Origin of the sequence: Phenylobacterium sp. (genome assembly GCF_031984885.1) — a bacterium.
Taxonomy (GTDB): Bacteria; Pseudomonadota; Alphaproteobacteria; order Caulobacterales; family Caulobacteraceae; genus Phenylobacterium.
This window is the reverse complement of the sequence record NZ_DAMABV010000005.1, coordinates 280728-299792: the sequence shown is the minus strand read 5'-3', so window position 1 is coordinate 299792 and position 19065 is coordinate 280728. Positions and strand designations below refer to the sequence as shown.

General features: G+C 65.1%; 15 protein-coding genes. 7 read left to right on the top strand and 8 right to left on the bottom strand.

The genetic code is table 11. The features are described from left to right. Positions 1-294 precede the first annotated feature (294 nt). The 5 genes from RTL41_RS10335 to RTL41_RS10315 all read right to left on the bottom strand — a co-directional run bounded on the left by RTL41_RS10335 (position 295) and on the right by RTL41_RS10315 (position 5609). Positions 295-1500: an acetyl-CoA hydrolase/transferase C-terminal domain-containing protein gene (locus tag RTL41_RS10335; RefSeq protein WP_312164035.1), complete on the bottom strand. Its 1206-nt coding sequence runs from the start codon at positions 1498-1500 to the stop codon at positions 295-297. 35 nt (positions 1501-1535) lie between these two features. Further along, complete coding sequence (locus RTL41_RS10330) at positions 1536-2732, bottom strand: acetyl-CoA C-acetyltransferase (RefSeq protein WP_312164031.1); 1197 nt, start codon at positions 2730-2732, stop codon at positions 1536-1538. 12 nt (positions 2733-2744) lie between these two features. Beyond that, on the bottom strand, positions 2745-3662 hold the full coding sequence (locus tag RTL41_RS10325; RefSeq protein ID WP_312164028.1) for an SDR family NAD(P)-dependent oxidoreductase: 918 nt from the start codon (positions 3660-3662) through the stop codon (positions 2745-2747). Between the two features lie 16 nt (positions 3663-3678). Next, on the bottom strand, positions 3679-4470 hold the full coding sequence (gene paaG, locus RTL41_RS10320; protein WP_312164026.1) for a 2-(1,2-epoxy-1,2-dihydrophenyl)acetyl-CoA isomerase PaaG: 792 nt from the start codon (positions 4468-4470) through the stop codon (positions 3679-3681). A gap of 212 nt (positions 4471-4682) precedes the next feature. Continuing rightward, on the bottom strand, positions 4683-5609 hold the full coding sequence (locus RTL41_RS10315) for a LysR substrate-binding domain-containing protein (protein ID WP_312164024.1): 927 nt from the start codon (positions 5607-5609) through the stop codon (positions 4683-4685). 83 nt (positions 5610-5692) lie between these two features. Between RTL41_RS10315 and RTL41_RS10310 the strand changes: the two genes are divergently transcribed. Genes RTL41_RS10310 through RTL41_RS10300 form a run of 3 tightly spaced genes read left to right on the top strand, consistent with a single transcriptional unit; the run spans position 5693 to position 8472 of the window. After that, positions 5693-6856: an acyl-CoA dehydrogenase family protein gene (locus RTL41_RS10310; protein WP_312164022.1), complete on the top strand. Its 1164-nt coding sequence runs from the start codon at positions 5693-5695 to the stop codon at positions 6854-6856. A 3-nt stretch (positions 6857-6859) separates the two neighbouring features. Next, positions 6860-7696, top strand: coding sequence for a MaoC family dehydratase N-terminal domain-containing protein (locus RTL41_RS10305; RefSeq protein WP_312164020.1), 837 nt, complete (start codon positions 6860-6862; stop codon positions 7694-7696). Beyond that, entirely contained in the window at positions 7693-8472 is a 780-nt protein-coding gene (locus RTL41_RS10300; RefSeq protein WP_312164017.1) for a CoA ester lyase, read from the top strand. The genes RTL41_RS10305 and RTL41_RS10300 overlap by 4 nt, the downstream gene beginning before the upstream one ends. 58 nt (positions 8473-8530) lie before the next feature. On the opposite strand, the gene RTL41_RS10295 is transcribed toward RTL41_RS10300, so the two are convergent. The 3 genes from RTL41_RS10295 to RTL41_RS10285 form a co-directional block, all read right to left on the bottom strand. Next, positions 8531-10738 carry a molybdopterin cofactor-binding domain-containing protein gene (locus RTL41_RS10295; RefSeq protein ID WP_312164014.1) on the bottom strand — a complete coding sequence of 736 codons (2208 nt, stop codon included), beginning with the start codon at positions 10736-10738 and terminating at the stop codon, positions 8531-8533. Between the two features lie 113 nt (positions 10739-10851). After that, complete coding sequence (locus RTL41_RS10290) at positions 10852-11370, bottom strand: 2Fe-2S iron-sulfur cluster-binding protein (RefSeq protein WP_312164012.1); 519 nt, start codon at positions 11368-11370, stop codon at positions 10852-10854. 218 nt (positions 11371-11588) lie between these two features. Then, the gene (locus RTL41_RS10285; protein ID WP_312164033.1) at positions 11589-13673 is read right to left on the bottom strand and encodes a TonB-dependent receptor; all 2085 of its coding nucleotides are present in this window, start codon (positions 13671-13673) and stop codon (positions 11589-11591) included. Positions 13674-14284: 611 nt separating this feature from the next. Between RTL41_RS10285 and RTL41_RS10280 the strand changes: the two genes are divergently transcribed. The 4 genes from RTL41_RS10280 to RTL41_RS10265 all read left to right on the top strand — a co-directional run bounded on the left by RTL41_RS10280 (position 14285) and on the right by RTL41_RS10265 (position 18981). Beyond that, positions 14285-15433, top strand: coding sequence for an acyl-CoA dehydrogenase family protein (locus RTL41_RS10280; protein ID WP_312164010.1), 1149 nt, complete (start codon positions 14285-14287; stop codon positions 15431-15433). Next, the gene (locus tag RTL41_RS10275; protein ID WP_312164008.1) at positions 15430-16605 is read left to right on the top strand and encodes an acyl-CoA dehydrogenase family protein; all 1176 of its coding nucleotides are present in this window, start codon (positions 15430-15432) and stop codon (positions 16603-16605) included. Before RTL41_RS10280 ends, RTL41_RS10275 begins: the two co-directional genes overlap by 4 nt. A gap of 88 nt (positions 16606-16693) precedes the next feature. Further along, on the top strand, positions 16694-17908 hold the full coding sequence (locus RTL41_RS10270; protein ID WP_312164006.1) for an acyl-CoA dehydrogenase family protein: 1215 nt from the start codon (positions 16694-16696) through the stop codon (positions 17906-17908). Continuing rightward, positions 17905-18981, top strand: coding sequence for an acyl-CoA dehydrogenase family protein (locus RTL41_RS10265; protein WP_312164004.1), 1077 nt, complete (start codon positions 17905-17907; stop codon positions 18979-18981). Before RTL41_RS10270 ends, RTL41_RS10265 begins: the two co-directional genes overlap by 4 nt. Positions 18982-19065: the final 84 nt, after the last annotated feature.

Genomic DNA, 19065 nt, shown 5'->3' with positions numbered 1-19065 from the left:
ACTACGAATCTGAGGGTCGGACGTTCGAATCGTTCCGGGCGCGCCATTTCTTCCAACGACTTAGTCGGCGAAGGGCTGTGACCGCTTCCCGATTTTACAGTCGATTTACACCCGCATTTACAGTTCCAGTTCGGCTGGTTCTGCGGTGGCGACGTCAAGCGGCCCGGCGCCCTACGACCGACGGTCGCGACGCAAGTTCGTGCTCGGGTGACAACGTGGGAAAGCCAAAGCGCCACATGGATTAGAGCGCTGGATCTAGCCCTGGCCACTGGCGCGCCCCTTAGGGCGACCGTATCAGAAGGACGTCTTCATCTCCTGCCATGCCTGGGTCAGCGCTTCGCGGTGGCTCGGCGCTGCGATCTCGATGAGCGCTTCCGCGCGCTCATCCATAGAGAGTGAGGTGAGGTGGGCGACGCCATATTCGGTAACCACCGTATCGATATCCGTACGCGCTAGCGAAGCGGGAACCTTGAGGCGCGCCGAGATGCGAGATGCGGTCCCCTGACGCGCCGTGGCCGGCAGGGCGAGTATCGAGCGTCCGCCCGAGCTGGCTCGTCCGGCGCGGGCGAAGTCGGGAGCCCCGCCAGCGCCGCTGATCAACTTTCCAGCTTGCCACTCGAGATTGGCCTGGCCGAACAGATCCACCTCGATCGCCGAGTTGATCGCGACCAGATGCTTCACGCCGGCCAGCGCCTGTGCGCCGTGGGTGCGTCGAACATCGGCGAACGCGACGAGGTCGGAGGCGTGTAAACGCTCGTGGAGGCGCTCGCTTCCGAACGCGACGCCGGCGACATGGCCGTTCGCCGCCATGGCCCCGGCGTCGAACGCATCGAGAAATCCGTCGGTCACCATCCCGGACCGTAGCTTGAGGTCCTTGTGACCGATCAGTGCGCGCCAGACGGCGGATGGCGCCGCGCCGATGCCAGTTTGCACGGCAGCGCCGTCGGGGACGAGATTGGCGACGTGGTTGGCCAGAACCCGGAGGTCAGGGGAGGGCGGGGCTTCGGCGGGAAAGGTCGGCGCATCTTCCAGCTCGATCAACGCGTCGAATGCTTCCACCGGCAGCCGAGAAGTTTCGAGAGGTCTGGCTAGCGCAGGGTTGACCACGCCGATCAGCCGCCGTGCGTTAGACGCGACGATTGAGCCGAAATCGGCGCAGGTCCCGAGGCTGCAGAAGCCACCTTGCGGCGGCGTTACGTGCAGGATGGCGACGGCCGGTGACAGCGCGGCCAGATGCCGAGCTATCTGTGAGTAGCTCATCGGCAAAGCCCGCACCCGTCCGGCTTCAAAGGACGGACGTAAGGGCGGGGGCAGGAGGAACGTCGTGAGCCGCGCCGTGGGCTCGAGCGCTGCGTAGTCGAAGCTGTTCATCCCTGGAATGAGACAACTCGTGAGTTCGATGCCGCGCAACCGGTCCGGCTCGGCCTGCAACCCGCTGTGCAACTGTCGCAACTCAGCCGTGGCGCCGGGAATGTAAATGCTAAGGCCCGGTCGGAACACATCGAGCAACTCGCGCAGGCCGCCTTGAGGCCGGCTCACGCTCGTTCGAACAGCGCGGCCATTCCTTGCCCGCCGCCGATGCACATGGTCTCCAGACCGTAGCGGACCTCGCGGCGCTTCATCTCGTGAAGCAGGGTGGTCATCATTCGAACGCCCGTAGCCCCGATGGGGTGGCCCAGCGAGATGCCGGACCCGTTGACGTTCAGACGCTCGCGATCGTCCCAATCCCAGCCCTTGAGGACAGCCAGCACCTGCGCGGCGAAAGCCTCGTTCAGTTCGACAAGGCCGACATCGGCCCACGAGACGCCGGTCTTCCGAAACAGCCTTTCAACCGCCGGGACCGGACCGATTCCCATCGTCGCCGGGTGGCAACCGGCCGCCGCCCATCCGACCATGAAAGCGTCGGGGATCAGGCCCAGGTCAGCTAGGCGGTCCTCGGCCACGATCAGACAGGCGGCCGCAGCGTCGTTCTGTTGGGCGGCGTTTCCGGCTGTACTTACGCCATCTTTCGTCAGCGAGCGGAGCGTAGACATCGATTCCACAGTGCAGTCGGTTCTGACGCCTTCATCGCGTTCGACGGGGACAGGGGCGCCCCGCCTCTGAGGGACGAGGACGCTTACGATCTCGTCAGCAAATTTCCCCGCGTCCCACGCAGCCGCCGCGCGTCGATGGCTTTCCACGGCGTAGAGGTCGCAAGCCTCCCGGCTGACATCGTAAGCCTTCGCAAGGTTTTCCGCGGTTTCGATCATTCCGGAAATCGCGCCGAACCGCTCCACCGGCTGCGAGCGTTCGCGCCCCCGATCCAGGCGGTCGTAAAGCTGGACGTTTCCGGATCGCGCACCGCCTCTCATCGAGGTCGTATAGTACTCGATATTACTCATGCTCTCGACGCCGCCCGCCAGGACGACGTCCGCGGCGCCGGTCTGCACCATCATGGCGGCGGTGGCGATCGCTTGCAGCCCCCCGCCGCATCGGCGATCGAGCTGCATTCCAGGGACTTCGATCGGCAGGCCAGCGGCCAGGGCCGCCCACCTGCCGACGCAGGGCGTTTCGCTATTGGCGTAGCTCTGAGCGAAGACGACATCCTCGATCTGAGCAGGGTCGACGCCACTGCGCTCGACAACCGCCCGCACGACGGCGGCGCAAAGCGCTTCCACCGGAACGGCGCTGAGCGAGCCCATGAACTTGCCCACGGGCGTCCGGACGGATTGGACTATGGCGGCACGGCGCATGTCGAGGCCCCTCTAGATTGGATCGTAGGAAAAGACGTCAGGCGACGCGGAGAGATCGAGGAACTGATGCCGCAGCGCCGGCAGTCCGCTGCTGATCAGACTATCGGGCGTCCACCCGCCGACGCGGGATACCGAGGCGACCGGCCGGGGCTGGCTGAAGAGCACCACCTCGTCGCCGCGAACGACGAAGAGTTGCCCGTTCACGTCCGAGGTCTTGTCGGAGGCCAAGGCGACCGCGAGCTGTGCGACCTGGTCCGCCCGCATGCCGGCGCGCATCCGCTCGACCCGGCGGGCCGAGGCTTCATCCGTCACAGGAATGGACGCGATCATGCGAGTCCACGCGAACGGAGCGATGGCGTTCGAGCGCACGCCCTTCGCCGCTCCTTCCATGGCCAGGAGGCGTGAGAGGCCCGCGACGCCCATCTTGGCGGCTGCGTAATTGGCCTGGCCGATGTTGCCGATGAGGCCGGAGGTCGAGGTGAAGTGCACGAAGCTTCCGCCGCCTTGATTGCGGAAGTGCTCGACGGCGGCGCGCGACACGTTGAAGGCGCCTCGCAGGTGGACATCGATCACGGCGTCCCAGTCGGCGGGCGCCATCTTATGAAACATGCCGTCGCGCAGAATTCCGGCTGGATTGATGACTGCGTCCAGGCCGCCAAAAGTGGTGAGCGCAAGTTCGACCATGCCTTGCGCGGCGGCGTAATTTGACACGCTGTCGGAATTTGCGACCGCCCTGCCACCGCTTGTTCGAATGTCCTGAGCGGTGAGTTCCGCCGCCGAAGCTGATCCCGGGTCGTCGCCTCGCATCGAGGCGCCGAGGTCGTTGACGACGACGTTGGCGCCCTCGCGCGCGGCGGCCAGGGCGCATTCGCGGCCGATCCCTCCGGCGGCGCCGGTGACCAAGACCGTCTTTCCTTCAAGTACGCCCATCGGGGCCTCCCTACAGTCAATTGCCGCGAAATTTCGCTGGGCGCTTTTCGCCGAACGCCGCCACGCCTTCAGCGTAGTCGGCGCTGAGTCCGAGCGAGCGCTGCAGATCCCGCTCGAGATCGAGTTGGGCGCTCAGCGAGTTGCCCCACGCCGAGCGGATCGCCAGCTTGGATGCGGCCAGGGCGCGCGTTGGCGCGGACGCCAGCTTGGCGACCAGGGCTTCCACTTCCGCGGCGAACTCAGCGTCCGGGACGCATCGCCAAATCAGTCCCAGCGCTTCGGCGTCGGCGGCCGACACCGGTGCGCCGGTCATCGCCATTCCGAGCGCCCGTGCTCCTCCGACCAGGCGGGGCAGCAGCCACGTTCCGCCGGCGTCGGGCACCAGGCCGATGTTCACGAAGGATTGGATGAAGCGTGACGACTGGGTGGCGATCACGAGATCACAGGCCAGGGCGATGTTGGCGCCGGCGCCCGCGGCGACGCCGTTGACGGCGCAAACGACGGGCAGCTCCAGATTGGTCAGCCGACGGATCAAGGGGGCGTAGCGCAGCTCAATGGATTCACCCAGGTCGGGAGGTGGATCGCCGGGCCCGCGCTTGCGCTCGCCTAGATCCTGGCCAGCGCAGAAGCCTCGTCCGGCGCCCGCCAGCAGCAGCACGCGCGCATCGGACGCGCGCTCGACCACGCCAAGGGCGTCCGCCACTTCTTCGTGCATCTTGCTGTCGAAAGCGTTCAGGCGGTCCGGACGGTTGAGAGTCAACCGGGCGACCCCTGCCTCCAGGCTAAAGATGATCGTCTGGTAGGTCATGAATGCACGACTGCTCCTGTAGCGAGGTTGTCGGAGCGGTGCAGGGCTCCGCATCCGTCCAACCGCGTCGCCTGAGCGGGACGCGGGGCGAAGGCCGTGCGGCGAGCGATCCGTAGGAGCGTCTTCTGGGCGACCATTTGGACGCTCATAACGAGCTAGTTTCCATCAGGCCAAGGCATAATGGAGCATCTAGCTATGCTGAAATAGTATGCCTAGTCGGCCCGTGCGGCGATCGGAAGCCACCTCATCGGCTCCGCCAGTTCGCCGACGAGGCGCCCAAGTTCGGACTCCACGGCGGCGATGGCGGCCGTACGCTGCTTTTGCAGCGGGCGTGCGAGCAATAGCGTTCGCGACAGTTGAGGGCGGGAGAGAGGCCAGACCGCGAGGTCCTTACGCGCCACGTGCTCGGCCACGGCGGAGTACGGCAACACCGTGCAGCCCGTGCCGCGGACGACCAGGCCCGTGAGCGCCGACAGCGAGTCGAACTCGATGATCCGAAGGCTGCTAGGGTCAAGTTCGGCCAGAACCTCATCGACGATCAGTCGAAGGCGGTTGGGCCGCGCGGGCAATATCAGGGTCCGTCCGGCGAGCATCTCCGCGGTCGTTGATCCTTCCACCCGGACGTCTGGGTGGGTGACCAAGACGAGGTTTTCGGTCAACAGGGGCGCGGTGAGTACGGGCCCCATGGCCCGATCATCGTAGAGCACCGCAAGATCAAGTTCCCCGGATATCGTGAGGGCGTGCAGCCCGGCGCTGAACCCGTCGATCATGTGCAGCCTAAGCCCAGGGTGGCGTTGGCTGAGCGCGGTGGCCAACGGGGGCAGCAGGGCGCCGGCGATGGAGACGGGAACGCCTAAGGCCACTCGACCGCGTAGCTCCGTCGCGACCGCATGCACGGCGTCTCGGAGACCCTCCATGTCGCGGACGATCCGCCTAGCGTGATCGAGCAGCACCTCTCCGGCGGGAGTCAGGCTGACGCCCCATGCATGACGGATCAGCAGTGGCGCGCGCAGTTCGGCCTCAAGCTGGCGAATTTGTCGTGAGAGGGCCGGCTGGGCGATGCGGATAACCGCCGCGGCTTTCGAGAGGCTTTGCAGTTCGGCGATGCGGATGAAGTTCGAGAGATGGGTGAGGGTCATACCAATTCGGCATATTGGGGCGGTCCAAATGATCTTGGACCGTATGGGCTCGATTGCCTATGCCGATCACGTGAGGTGGCGCGATGATCGAATTTGGTGAGCAGAGTTTTCCTGAGATCCGTGAGGCGGTCCGCAAGCTTTGCGCCGGCTTCCCCGGGGAGTATTGGCGCGAGCTCGATCGCGAACGCGCCTATCCGACTGAGTTCGTACGGGCCCTGACACAGGACGGCTTCCTGTCGGTCCTCATTCCTGAGGAATACGGTGGATCGGGGCTGGGGCTGACGGCGGCGACGGCGGTGCTGGAGGAAATCCATCGTGCTGGCGCGAACGGGGGCGCTTGCCACGCGCAGATGTACACGATGGGCACCGTCCTGAAGCACGGGAGCCCGGCGCAGAAGGCCGAGTACCTTCCGAAAATCGCCTCAGGTGAGCTGCGGCTTCAGGCCTTTGGCGTCACCGAGCCCACCGCCGGCACGGATACGACACGCATTTCGACCTTCGCTAAACGTGTCGGCGAGACCTATGTGGTCAACGGCCAGAAGATTTGGATCAGTCGGGCTGAGCATTCGGACCTCATGGTGCTGCTGGTCCGCACGACGGCGCGGCAGGACGCCGCGCGACCAAGCGACGGCATGAGCGTCCTCCTTGTCGATATGCGCAAGGCGATCGGCAATGGCCTGACCATCAGGCCCATCCGCACCATGCTCAACCACGCCACCACCGAGCTGTTCTTCGACAATTTGGAGGTGCCGGCTGAGAACCTGCTGGGGGAAGAGGGCAAGGGGTTCAAGTACATTCTCGACGGGATGAACGCCGAGCGTATCCTCATCGCCGCGGAGTGCATCGGCGATGGCCGGTTCTTCATCGATCGGGCCAGCGCCTACGCCAAGGAGCGCGAGGTGTTCGGGCGACCGATCGGCGCGAACCAGGGCGTCCAGTTCCCGCTCGCCAGAGCCCACGTGAACGTCACGGCCGCGGCGCTAATGGTGAAGCACGCCGCGGACCTGTTCGAGGCGGGGAAGCCCTGCGGAACCGAGGCCAACATGGCGAAGCTTGTCGCCTCGGAGGCGTCTTGGTTCGCAGCCGACATGGCGCTGCAGACCCATGGAGGCTTCGGCTTCGCCGAGGAATACGACATCGAGCGGAAGTTCCGGGAGGCCAGGCTTTACCAGGTGGCCCCGATTTCCACCAATCTGATCCTCAGCCATGTGGCGACCCATGTTCTTGGCCAGCCGAAGAGCTTCTGAACGATGGAAATCGACATTCAGCATCTGCGCCAGTGGGTGGGCCGGCGGGAGGTGATGGTCGACACGGTCAGCGCCGAGCTGACGCGGAGGTTCGCCGCGACCTTTGAGTTGGAATCTGGATTGGAACCTGGGGCCGCGGCTCCGCAGCTTATCCATTTTTGCCTGGCGCAGCCGGCCAGTCCGACGTCGACCCTGGGCGAAGACGGGCATCCTCAACGGGGCGGGTTCCTGCCGCCCGTACCGCTGCCCCGGCGAATGTGGGCTGGCGGCGTTCTCAATTTCCACGACGACCTTCGGGTCGGCGACGTCGTGACACGGACCTCGATCATCGCCGACGTGTCGGTGAAGAGGGGCAAGTCCGGCGTCCTGTGCTTCGTGGCCGTCGAGCATGTCTTCGAGGTCGGGGGCGTCGTCGTCGTGACGGAAACCCAGAACATCGTCTACCGGGGCGACGCGTCGGGCGAAGCGCCGTCGCAGGCGTTCACGCCGGCGCCTGGCGGTGATCACGTGGAGCGGTTCGACCCGTCGTCACGCCTGTTGTTCCGTTACTCGGCCTTGACCTTCAACGGCCATCGCATCCACTACGATCTGCCCTATGCGACCGCTGTCGAGGGCTATGCGGGACTTGTTGTTCATGGTCCGTTGCAGGCGACCTTGCTCCTGCAGTTCGCAAGCCGGATCCGAGGCGCCAACCCCAAACGCTTCACCTTCGCCGGCAGGTCGCCAATGTTCGCCAACCACCCATCGACCTTGAACGGCGCCGTCGACGGCGAGAGCATGCGTCTGTGGACGGCGCCTGAGGGCGGTCGATTGGGCATGGAAGCCGAGGCGTTCTGGTGACGCCGGGGCTAGGGTTCCGGGCCCCCCTCTTCGTGCCCGCCGATCGGCCCGAGCGCTTCGCCAAGGCCGCCGCGTCCGGAGCCGACGCGGTGATCCTCGACCTGGAAGACGCCGTGGCGCCGAGCGAAAAGGCGAGAGCTCGAGGCGCCCTCGCAGTCGACTTCGCAGACGTGCCTGTCATCGTCCGTGTGAATGCGGCGGGCACGCCCTGGCACAAGGACGACCTGGCGGCGGTGGCGCAGTTGGACGTGGCCGCCGTCATGATCCCGAAGGTCGAGTACACCCACGCCCTGGAGCCGTTCCGTGAGGGTCCGCCGCTGATCATCCTGATAGAGAGCGCGGCGGGGGTCGCTAACGCGCGGACGCTCGCCGCGCAGGTCAAGTCCGGGCTGCTGGCCTTTGGCTCGGTCGACTATGCGGCGGACCTTGGCTGCGCGCACGATCGATGGGCGCTTTTGCACGCGCGATCGGAAATCGTCCTGGCCTCGCGCTTGGGCGGTTTGCCGCCGCCGCTCGACGGCGTCACGCTCGCCGTCGGCGATCCCGCCACGGTCGCGGACGACGCCGACCATGGCCGTAGCCTGGGGTTCGGCGGCAAGCTCTGCATCCATCCATCGCAGGTCGCCCCGACGCTTGGCGCCTATAGGCCAAGCCAAAAGGACCTGGATTGGGCCCGCCGCGTGCTGGAGGCGGGCGAGGGGGTGGCGACCGTGGACGGTCAGATGGTGGACGAACCGGTTCGTCGGCGCGCTCGGCGGATCCTCGACGAGCGGTGAGACGGTCCTGTTCGGACGGGGCCCTGCGTCGCGGCGCAGCCAACGGCTCCTAAGATCGCTAGGCCGTAGCCGCGCGGCCCAGCAACGCCAAGATGTGGTCCGGCGTGAGGGGGATGCGACGCGGGAAATGGCCGATAGCGTCGTGAACGGCGGCGGCCGCCGCCGGCGCGGCCAGGGCGTTCGCGGCTTCGGAACCGCCGCCATAGACACCAGTTTCAGGTCGGTTGATGAGCACCACCTCGATCTCCGGCGTCTCGGCCATGGTCAGGATCGGGTAACCTATCCAGTCCGTCGTCGTCACCGCGCGCTCGTCGAAGCTCACCGCCTCCTTGAGGGCGTGGCTCAGTCCCATGGTCATGCCACCTGCGACCTGTAGTTTCAGTTGATGAGGGTTGATGACGATACCCGGATCGACCGCCGCCACGCATTTTGTGACCTCCACCACGCCGGTCGCGCAGTCGACTAGGATTTCGCACACGCAGGCCCAGTACGTCTCGTTTCGAAAGAGCGCCGACACCCCTCGGCCTCGACGCGTCTTAGCGGCCTGGGCGTCTTTGCGCGGCGCCGGGGAGGGGCGGGATTTCCATCCGGACGCATCCCGGACGGCGGTCAGCACATCGACCATCCGCGGGTTCGTGGTGTGGTCGATACGGAATTGCAAGGCGTCGGCGCCCGCCATGGCGGCGGCCTCGCTGATCGCCAGCTCGCGCGGAAAATTCTGGTGAAACTGTCCCGGCGTCCGCAAGCTGTGATCTCGCAATCCCACGCCGATGGGGGATGTGTCCTGACCGATCTGTCGAGCGCCGTGAGACCGCTCGGCGATCGCCGTGGTGCGCCCATAGACCCACCTGTCCCATAAAGGATTGCTCGTGAGCTGACCGTTTTCCGCAGGCGTCTCGCTGGGCGGCGCAAGAGTGGGCAGCCCCGCGAGAACCGCGCCGATCAGGCGGTTGTCGTTTCTGGCCGGCATGTGGTGGTCGGCTTGGTAGGAGGTCATGCGGCCCACCTCGTCGAGATGGATCTCGATGTCCGAGAATCCGGGCGAGGACTGCGTGGACCACTGCATGTCCTCCGCTCGGGACCACTGCACCCGCACGGGCCGTCGAAGTTCCCGCGACAGGATCGCGGCCTCATCCTCCGCACCCGCATTGCCGCCGTTGGAGCGCCCATAGTGTCCGGGCCCTGTGAACGTGCGAACGACCACCTGCTCGATCGGGATCTCAAGCATCTGGGCGATCTGCCGCCGCAACATCTGGGCGTTCTGGGTGTGGGCGTAGACGGTGGCGAGGTGCGGCTGAACATCGGCCACCGCGACGGTCGGGCCTATGGGCGCGTGTTTCAGGTACGGCATGAAGTAGCTCGCCTTGAGCTTTCGTCCTTGGCCCTCCACGAGGTCGGAGGTCGTGCCTTCTCCCATCATCACGGGTGTCGATTTCCAGTCCAGTTTGCGAAGCGCTTCGTAGAGGTGCGCATCGCCTGGCAGACCCTTCCAGTCGGTCCATGTGGTGGACCCCGAAACCTGTTCGGCCGCCTGGATGGTCTGCCACTCGTCGGGCGAAACCACGGCCACCAGATTGCCCTTCACGACGACCTGGCTTTCCGGGAAGAGCGTCCTGTCGACGGCGGCGGCCTTGATGAGGCTCGAGCCTAATGTCGGCGGTCGGACGATCCGCGCGTGTAGCATGCCCGGCAGACGCACGTCGGTGATCCACTGCGCCTTGGCTGTGACCTTCTCCGTGACCGCGCTGTTAGGTGTAGAGCGCCCAATGATCTTGTATTCACTGGCCGGCTTCGTCGGCGGATTCCCAACGATCTGAAGCCCGCTGGGCCAGTGCTCGGTCACCTGAATCGTCAGCTTCAGGTCGCGTCCCTTCACTAGTTCGCCGTAGCTGATCTGCTGGGCGCCGGCCTGTATGACGCCGTTCGTGACGGTGAGTCGGTCGCGCGGAACACCAAAGTGCTCGGCCGCCAGGTCCAGTATGGCCTGATAGGTGTAAGCGGCCGCCTTCTTGAGGTTGGGTGAACCGCTCTTCAGAAAACCGTAGGAACCTCCGCCATCCGGCGTCCGGTCGGTGTCACCGGTGATCACCGTGGTGATCGCCTCCACGGTGGTGTTCAGTTCTTCGGCCACGATCTGCCGATAGGCGGTGTAGACCGTGCCTTGTCCGAAATCGCTGTTGCCGGTCCTGAGGTGGATCGTGTTGTCCGGTAGGATCTCGATCCAGGATTGCGGCACGCTGGGGTCAACGCCGCGCTCGGCGCCCATGCTGCTCCGGGCAGGCCCGCAGCGAGCAAGCGAGAAGCCGACCACCAAGGCTCCGCCGCCATGCAGGAGCGCCCGGCGGGTTAGGACAGCGTAAGCCTCTTCCCGGTGCGATGTCATCCTTGAGGCTTTCGCATAATGGCGCCTGCGCGCCGGACGGCTTCAATTATGGCGGTGTAGCTGCCGCAGCGGCAAAGGTGAGGTGAGGGGCCCGAGGTTGTGAACGCGGCCTTGATCTCGGCCGTTGTGGGATCGCGGGTCTTCTCGAGGAGTTCGACGGCCTTGATCATCATGCCGCTCTGGCAGAAGCCGCAGAGGGGCGTCTGCTCTTCGATCCAGGCCTGCTGGACGGGGTGCAGATCGGCGTCCTGTGCGGCGGGGGATTGCTGTCGTCGCCAGCGCGCCGGCAGGCCCTCGAGCGTGGTGATGTCGGTGTCCGCGGCGGCGGCCAGCGGAGTCACGCAGGCCCGGATCTCCTCGCCCTCAAGCAGGACGGAGCAGGCGCCGCATTGAGCTAGGCCGCAGCCGAACTGTGGTCCGGTCAAGCCAAGTTCGTTGCGTAGGACGTAAAGCAGCGGGGTGTCGGGAGATGAATGAACCTCCGTCCTCGCGCCATTCAAGATGATGGTGGTCATGGCCTAGATGCAGTCCCAAGACGCCGTCGACAGGCGATGGATGTTACACAGGGCTCCTCGAGCTTCCTCCGAGGTGGGGCGCATGATCCCATGCGTTACTCCCCTGGCCTGGCCGAGCGCCCGGTCCGGTGACGCGCGACGATCACCGCAAGGGGCGACCGCCGCGCTCAATCAGCCGTCGTCGCTTCAGCGGCCGCGATGGGCGGCCGCTGGCCGCGTCAGAACTTGTACTCGATGGAAACGCCGATCTCGCGGGGCGCGGCCGGCGAGGCCTGGATGCCCTGAGCGTTGGGGCTGACGTTCACATAGTAGAGCTGGTCGCCAAGATTGCGCCCCCACAGGGAGAACCTGACCTTGTCGCCGGGCGCCCACCAGGCGGCGGTGGCGTTCAGCAGGGAATAGGCGTCCTCGGCGATGTGGCCCCCAGGGACCCGGTAGTACTTGGTGGTGTAGAAGTAGTTGGAGGTGAGCTCCAGGCGGCCGCCGGCGAGGTCGCGCTCATAGGACGCCCCGATGTTCGTCGTGAACTCCGGGGCGCGGATGATGGGCGTGCCGGACAGGTCCCGGACAATCTGGTCATTGCCCAGTCCACAGCTCGGCCCCGGGCACAGCGACGGATCGAGCGAGCCGGGATAGCCGCGGGGGACGGAGTCGAGGCCGTTGGCGAACTCGGTGTATTCCGCCTTGGGGAGCCAGGCCGCCCCGGCCCGTAGCTGGAAGCCTTGGATCGGCCGCGTCACGATCTCCAGCTCGGCGCCCTCCATGACCGCCTTGCCGGCGTTCCGCAGTATGGCGTTGGGCACGCCGTTGACGGTGTTGGTCTGGGTGACCTGGATGTTGTCGTAGTTGTAGTGGAAGGCCGCGGCCGTCAGGTCGAGCAGACCGCCGATCCGCGATTTGACGCCTACCTCGAAGGCGCTGATTTTCTCCGGCGCCGCCTTGTCCACCCGGGCGGCGTTGGTGGCGTTGTAGGTCCCGGATTTGAAGCCGGTGGAATAGGTCGCGTAGGCGTTGGTGGCATCGTTGAAATGATACTGGGCGGTGACCCGGTAGCTGACATTGCGCCAGGTCGTCTCGTCATGAAGCTGCGGGCGCGCGGGCAACACCGGGGTGTTGCTGAGCTTCTTGGTCTCGCTCGTGTATCGGATCCCGGCGAAGAGCTTCAGTTGGTCGCTGACCGCGTAGCTGCCGTCGGTGAAGCCCGACAGGGCCTGCGTCTTCACGTAGCCGAACACCTGGCTGTTGAGGGTTCCGTTGCCGATCAAGCCGCCCCCCGGGGTGGTGATCGGGCCGTTGACATAGCTCGTGTTTTCCGCGTCGGCGTCGGCGCGGAAGTAGTAGACGCCGGCGATGAAATTGGCCGGTCCCTCGAAATTCGACGTGAACAGGCCTTCTTGGGTGAACCAGATGTTGGAGTCGGCCGAAACCGTCTTGCCTTGGCGCAGGTTCACGCGGTCGGCGTCCAGCATCGAGTGGTTGGAATTCGTCCGGTAGGCGGTGGTGCTCTGGAGGGAATAGGTCGGCAGGTCATAGTCAAGCTGCAGCGAAATCCCGCTCGTGCGGTTGTTCGTGGTGGGCTTGAAGGTGTCGGTGATGGTGTAGGGTCCGGTCGGACCGAGATATCCGGGCGTGTTGCGTGTCGAACTGATGTTGTCGACCGGCGCGATGGAGTAGGGGACGTCGCTTTGATAGCTTCCCTGGTCGGCGATGAGCACGGCCTTGAAGTTGTCGAGCGGCCTCCATGCGAACTTGACCCGTGCGGCGTAGCTGTGGGTCTGCCCCTGCTTGCCCTGGTCCCAGCCAGGGACGATGTTGGTGATGTAGCCCTTGTCGTCATAGAGGTTGCCGCTGAAGCTCACGGCCAGGCTGTCGGTGATCGGCGTGGCCGCGTAGAGCGAGAAGTCCTGGCTCTTCAGCTTGGCGCCGTAGGATGCCGAGGCGTTGAGCTCGCGTTCGGGGCCCGGGTCGCGGGTGAAGATGCGGATGGCGCCGCCGGTCGCGTTGCGCCCGAAGAGCGTGCCTTGCGGGCCCTTCAGCACTTCGACCCGTTCGATGTTCTTCAGGGTGAAGACGTTGCCGGTCGCCGAGGCCATGTAGACGCCGTCGAGGTACATGGCGACGTTCTGCTCCTCCCCAGCGCCGCCGCTGGTGGAGGACACGCCGCGGATCGCCGGCTGGATGAGCTTGCCGTTGGTCACGGTGTTGAGGCCCGGCGCGAGTTGGCTGAGGTCCCTCGTCGTGACGGCGCCGGCGTCCTTGAGCTGCTGAGCGGTCACGGCCGTCACCGCCATGGGCACGTCCATGAGCCGTTCGGAACGGCGCGACGCCGTCACGACCACTTCCTCGATCTGGCCAGGTTCAGCCTGATCGTCGGCGGCCGCCGGCGAGGAAAGCAGCGTCAGAACAACTGCAGTCCCACCCATGAGGGCGAATGCGCTGCTCTTTGAGTGGTGTGAATACTTCATCAACTCCCCCGATTGTTATATTCCCTGACGGGAATTCATTTTTGATACGCTTGGGCGTAGTCTAAAGACCTTGCATGGGCGGCGTCTCGCTCCCAATGCGTAGTTGACATCGGCCCAGGGCGGTCGCGCATTCTCCCGATCTTGTCGTTGGCGAGCTGCATTGCGCCGTCTCCTCGCCGGGCCTCAGCAGGAGCGGTGCGGGCTTAGCCCGGCGGCTGCGCGAAGGGTCGTCGGGTGTGGTGCCGGCCTGTTCAGCGAACCTCCGAACTCACATTCTGCAATGTCGGGCGCCAGCGAGCGCTCCAAGCCGGCCACGCCCCTGATCGTCGCTCCGCGCCGGCACATAGCGCCATGCGTTATTCCCCCCTAGCCGGGAGACCTGAAACGCCCCCCAATCCCCTTCGCCGCGTGGCCCAACGACCCCGGCGCGCCATACCGCGAAGGACTAAATGAACGTAGCGACAAACCCTGCGTCAGCGCTTGCGGCTCAGCCGCCGCTTGATCCTGAAGTGCTCGAGGAGCTTCGCGACAGCGTCGCTCGGGTATTGACCACCGAGTGCGATAGTCGCGCGATCCATGCGTTTATAGACGGCCAGTCCGAGTTGGATCGGGCGCTTTGGCGGCAAGCCGCCGGGCTTGGCTGGCTCGCAGCCGCCCTCCCTGAGATGCATGGCGGGCTTGGGCTGGGAGCGCCCGGACTATCCGTCCTGCATGCGGAGCTTGGCCGGCGCGCGGCGCCTGGCCCTTATATCGCAACGCTCAGTGTCGCGCAGTGGCTGGCCGAGCTTCCGGCCGGGGCGGCCTGCGGAGAGCACATCACATCGATCGCCCAAGGCGAACTCACCGCGGCGATGCCGGTGGCGGTGCTGGGCGCCTGCCCTCTCGACCTCAATAACGGCAAGGTGACGGGGCAGGCCGACCTGCTGGGCGGGGCTGATGCTGGCCTTGCGGTCGTGCCGGTCGGGTCGGGCGGGCTGGTGGCGGGATGGGCGCTCATTCGCCCGGGCGACGCGAACCTGGAGGTCCTCGAGACGTGGGATCGCACCCGCCAGCTCATCCATATCGACTGCGCGGGTGTCGACAGCATCCTGACGCTGCCTGACCCGGACGGCACCGTCGGTCGCCGGCTCTGGGGGCATGCGGCCCGCGCCTTGGCCGCCGACAGTCTCGGCGGCGCGTCCAATATCGCGCATCAGACGGTCGACTACCTGAAGACCCGGATTCAGTTCGATCGCCCTATCGCCTCCTTCCAAGCGATCAAGCATCGCGCCGCAAATCTGGTCGCGAGCATCGCCACACAGGAACATTTGCTTGAGCAGGCGACGGAGTGCGCCGCCGACGCCTCGCCGGACGCCAGCATGTGGGCGGCCTTGGCGAAGGCTGGCGCGACCGAATGCTTCTCGTTCGTCTCCGGCGATTGCATCCAGCTGCACGGCGGCGTGGGGCATACCTGGGAATTCGATCCGCACATCTTCGCTAAGCGGGCGCGACTGAACGAAGCGCTGGTGGGGGACAATCGGGCCATGCGCGACTTCGCCGCAGAGGCCCTTGCCATCGCGACCCGGTCGGGCCGCGTGACGACGGAGCTCGGCGCTTGATTATCGAACACAAGGACAACCTCGCGGCGTTCCGCGCCGCCGTGCGTGAATGGGTGCGCGAAACGGCGCCGCCCGAGAAGGCGCATCTCTGGCGCAACGCTAAGGTCGAAGACCTCGTCGAAATCCAGAAGTGGTGGATGGCGGAGCGCAACAAGGTCGGGCTGGCGACGCCCCATTGGCCGAGCGAGTACGGCGGCGCCGACCTGGGCGTGGAGCACCAGATCATTATCGCCGACGAGTTCGCGCAGGCGAACGCGCCCGGGAGCGAATCCTTCGTGATCGGCTTAAATCACATTCCCGGGACGCTCATTCCGTTCGGCAGTGAGCGCCAGAAGACGAAGTATCTTCCGACGGTGGCGAAGGGCACGATCTGGTGTCAGGGCTTTTCCGAGCCCGGGGCCGGCTCGGACCTGGCGAACCTGAGCACGCGCGCCGTGCGCGACGGTGATCACTACGTGATCAACGGCCAGAAGATCTGGTCTTCCTACTCGATGTTCGCAAGCTACGCGATCTTGCTTGCTCGGACGGACTTTGACGGGGCGACGAAGAAGCAGCGGGGATTGAGCTACTTCGTCCTCGACATGGCGGCCCCGGGGGTCGAGGTCCGGCCGATCCGGAAATCGACGGGCGCGTCCATGTTTGCGGAAATGTTCCTGACGGACGTGCGCATTCCCGTCGAGGATCGCGTAGGGGAGGAAAACCAGGGGTGGACGGTCGCGCAGGCGACGCTCTCGTCTGAGCGGGGGGTGCTTGCGTTCGAGTTTCTCGAGCGAGAACACGCCTTCGTGCGGGAGTTCTACGCTAATGAACTCGCGAACGGGGCCGCCTGGCTGGCCGACGATGAGCTGCGTCGGGACTTCATGCGCCTCTTTGGCGAACTCCAGGCCCTTCGTCGACAGGTGCGCAGGCTCCTGAAGGAGCCGCGACACGCGGGCCAGTGGGCGATGACTCCTTCGCTCGTCAAACTCGCCCGATCAGAGCTTCTTCAGCGTTTTGGCGCGTTGCGCCTGGGTCTGGAAGGCTATCAGAGTCAGATTGTCTTAAGTAACGGGCCTCGCCGGGCTGCTATGTACGACTATCTGGATTCATATGGATCCACCATTGCTGGTGGAAGCAATGAGGTCATGAGGAATCTCATCGCTGAGCGCGGTTTAAATATGCCCCGAATCTAGATATCGAGGCCATCTCGTCCTGCAAATATATATCGTGGCGCAAGCCATTTTTTCCTATTCTTGATCTGCGTCGGAAGACTGTAAGGCAATGGATCTCTCATACTCAGAAGTCTACGAGGAGTATCGGCGGCAGCTGCGCGAATTCCTGGCGGCGAACTGGCCGCTGCCCGAGGACGTGGGATCGCCCAAAGAGCGCGTCGCTGAGTTCCAGCGACGCGCCACGGAGGCTGGATACCTCTTCCGGCATGTGCCGCGGAAATATGGCGGCTCCGAGCAGCCACCGGATTTCCTCAAGGGCGAGATCATCAAGGAAGAGTTCAGGCGCGTCCGCGCGCCGACGGATCCCGCGACCAGTGGCGTGCAGCGGATCATCCCTGTTCTGCTGGAATGGGGCACTGAGGCGCAAAAGGACTTCTTCATCCCTCGGACGATGAGCGGCGAGATCTCCTGGACTCAAGGTTATAGCGAACCGAATGCTGGCAGCGACCTTGCCGCGCTCACGACCCGCGCCGAACTCATAGGCGACCGATGGGTCATTAATGGCCAGAAAATATGGAGTTCGAACGCCTACAAGGCTCAGTACATGAACGCGCTCATACGGACTGAGCAGGCTCCCCGGCACCAGGGGATCTCGTACATGCTGATAGATCTCAATCAACCAGGTGTGGAAATCCGGCGAATCAAGCAGATCACCGGAGAGGCTGAGTTCTGCGAGGTGTTCTTCACCAACGCCGAAGCGCCGGCCGACGCCGCCGTGGGCGGTCGGGGGAACGGCTGGGCGGTGTCCCGAACGACGCTCAGGTATGAGCGATCCGGCTTCCGAAGCGTAGATTGGATGGAGGCCGTGCTCCGTCGGCTCGTAGCGACGGCGAGGGAAACGATCCGTGACGGTCGGCCCGCGATCGAGGACCAAGACCTTCGGCGACAGATCGCCCGGGTGCAGGCGCGGCTCTACGCCATGCGCTACTCCGCCTACAGGGACCTGTCCATGGAAGCGGCCGGAGAGCATTCCGGCGACTATCTACTCACCCAGAAACTGTATCTCACCGATACGATCCAGTTCATCGATCGCCTGACCCGGGACCTCCTGGCCGACGACTACCTGCTGGCGACCCCCGGCAAGGGAAAGGACGGACGGGAAGGGAACATCAAGTGGATCGAGCATTCGTTCCACACGCTGAAGGTCGCCATAGCCGGCGGATCTTCGAACATTCAACGCAACATCATCGGGGAAAGGGTCCTTGGATTGCCGCGCGACCACATTGGGGTCGCGGCGCGTGAGGACGTCGGAGCGAACGGATGAACTTCAAACTGACGGAGGACCAAAAGGCTCTGCAGGACGCGGTTCGTCGCCTGGTGCTCGACGAATCAAGCCGTCAGCAGTTGCGTGGGGTGATCGACGGCAAGGCCTCGTGGGACGAGCCGCTGTGGGAGAAACTCAAGGCGTTCGGCTCGACTGGAATGATCGTGCCGGAGGCCTACGACGGCTCCGGGCTGACGATGGTCGAACTCGCGCTTACAGCCGAAATGCTAGGCTATGCCGGCGCTGCGGTCCCTTTTCTTGGGCATGCCTTGGCCACTGTCGCGGTCATCGCTGGCGGGGACGAGGCCCAAAAAGCCCGCTGGCTGCCGGGGCTCGCATCGGGAGAGACGCTTGCGACGGTGGCGCTCTCCGAGCGCAATGACGCCTGGGACCCGTGCGATTGGCGGCTCGCGCCAGATGGTGCGCATATCACAGGCCGGAAGATCAATGTTCCTCATGGGCAGTTGGCGGACCTGTTCATCGTCGGTCTCGAGGGGGGGCAGTTGGCCGTCGTTGAAACAGGGGGCGGCGTCAGTGTGGAGCCAATGGATGGGCTCGACCTTACCCGGCCGCTCTCGGCGGTCGAGTTCACCCAAGCCGAGGTGACATTGCTTGCGAATGGGGTGGAGGGCGCTACGCGTCTGCGCGATGCTTCGCTCGTCCTCCTGGCGGCGGACGCCTTTGGGGGGGCGAAGCGTATCCTGGAGATGGCTCGCGACTACAGTCTGGTTCGTGAAACCTTCGGCGCCGTTCTGGCGCAACGGCAGGCGGTGAAGCATCAACTCGCCAACATGGAACTCGAGACCGAGCCGACGCGGGGCCTCTACTGGTTCTCCGCCTACACATTCGACAAGTGGGTGGAGCGGTCGAGCCATGCGGCCGCCCTGGCGAAAGCCCATGCGGCTGAAATGTTCATCGCCAGCGCCAGACTGGGCACCGAACTCCATGGCGGCATCGGCTTCACCTGGGACTACGACTCCCAGATCTGGCTGAAGCGGGCGATGTTTGATTTCGCCTGGGGCGGTCGTCCGGACCGCCTCTTCAACCGCGCCGCCGACCTCGCTGGCTGGTGACGCGCGCGAAGCGCCGCCCGCCATTTGGAGGCTCAGTCTCGAGACCTGAGCGACGCTTGTCGCGCTGGCGGCGTACCCATGGGA

Coding starts and splice junctions, on each gene's coding strand:
- RTL41_RS10330 (WP_312164031.1), bottom strand. CDS start 2,732: ATGCGCCGTGCCGCCATAGTCCAATCCGTCCGGACGCCCGTGGGCAAG.
- RTL41_RS10325 (WP_312164028.1), bottom strand. CDS start 3,662: ATGGGCGTACTTGAAGGAAAGACGGTCTTGGTCACCGGCGCCGCCGGA.
- paaG (WP_312164026.1), bottom strand. CDS start 4,470: ATGACCTACCAGACGATCATCTTTAGCCTGGAGGCAGGGGTCGCCCGG.
- RTL41_RS10315 (WP_312164024.1), bottom strand. CDS start 5,609: ATGACCCTCACCCATCTCTCGAACTTCATCCGCATCGCCGAACTGCAA.
- RTL41_RS10310 (WP_312164022.1), top strand. CDS start 5,693: ATGATCGAATTTGGTGAGCAGAGTTTTCCTGAGATCCGTGAGGCGGTC.
- RTL41_RS10305 (WP_312164020.1), top strand. CDS start 6,860: ATGGAAATCGACATTCAGCATCTGCGCCAGTGGGTGGGCCGGCGGGAG.
- RTL41_RS10295 (WP_312164014.1), bottom strand. CDS start 10,738: ATGGGCGCCGAGCGCGGCGTTGACCCCAGCGTGCCGCAATCCTGGATC.
- RTL41_RS10290 (WP_312164012.1), bottom strand. CDS start 11,370: ATGACCACCATCATCTTGAATGGCGCGAGGACGGAGGTTCATTCATCT.
- RTL41_RS10285 (WP_312164033.1), bottom strand. CDS start 13,673: ATGGACGTGCCCATGGCGGTGACGGCCGTGACCGCTCAGCAGCTCAAG.
- RTL41_RS10280 (WP_312164010.1), top strand. CDS start 14,285: ATGAACGTAGCGACAAACCCTGCGTCAGCGCTTGCGGCTCAGCCGCCG.
- RTL41_RS10270 (WP_312164006.1), top strand. CDS start 16,694: ATGGATCTCTCATACTCAGAAGTCTACGAGGAGTATCGGCGGCAGCTG.
- RTL41_RS10265 (WP_312164004.1), top strand. CDS start 17,905: ATGAACTTCAAACTGACGGAGGACCAAAAGGCTCTGCAGGACGCGGTT.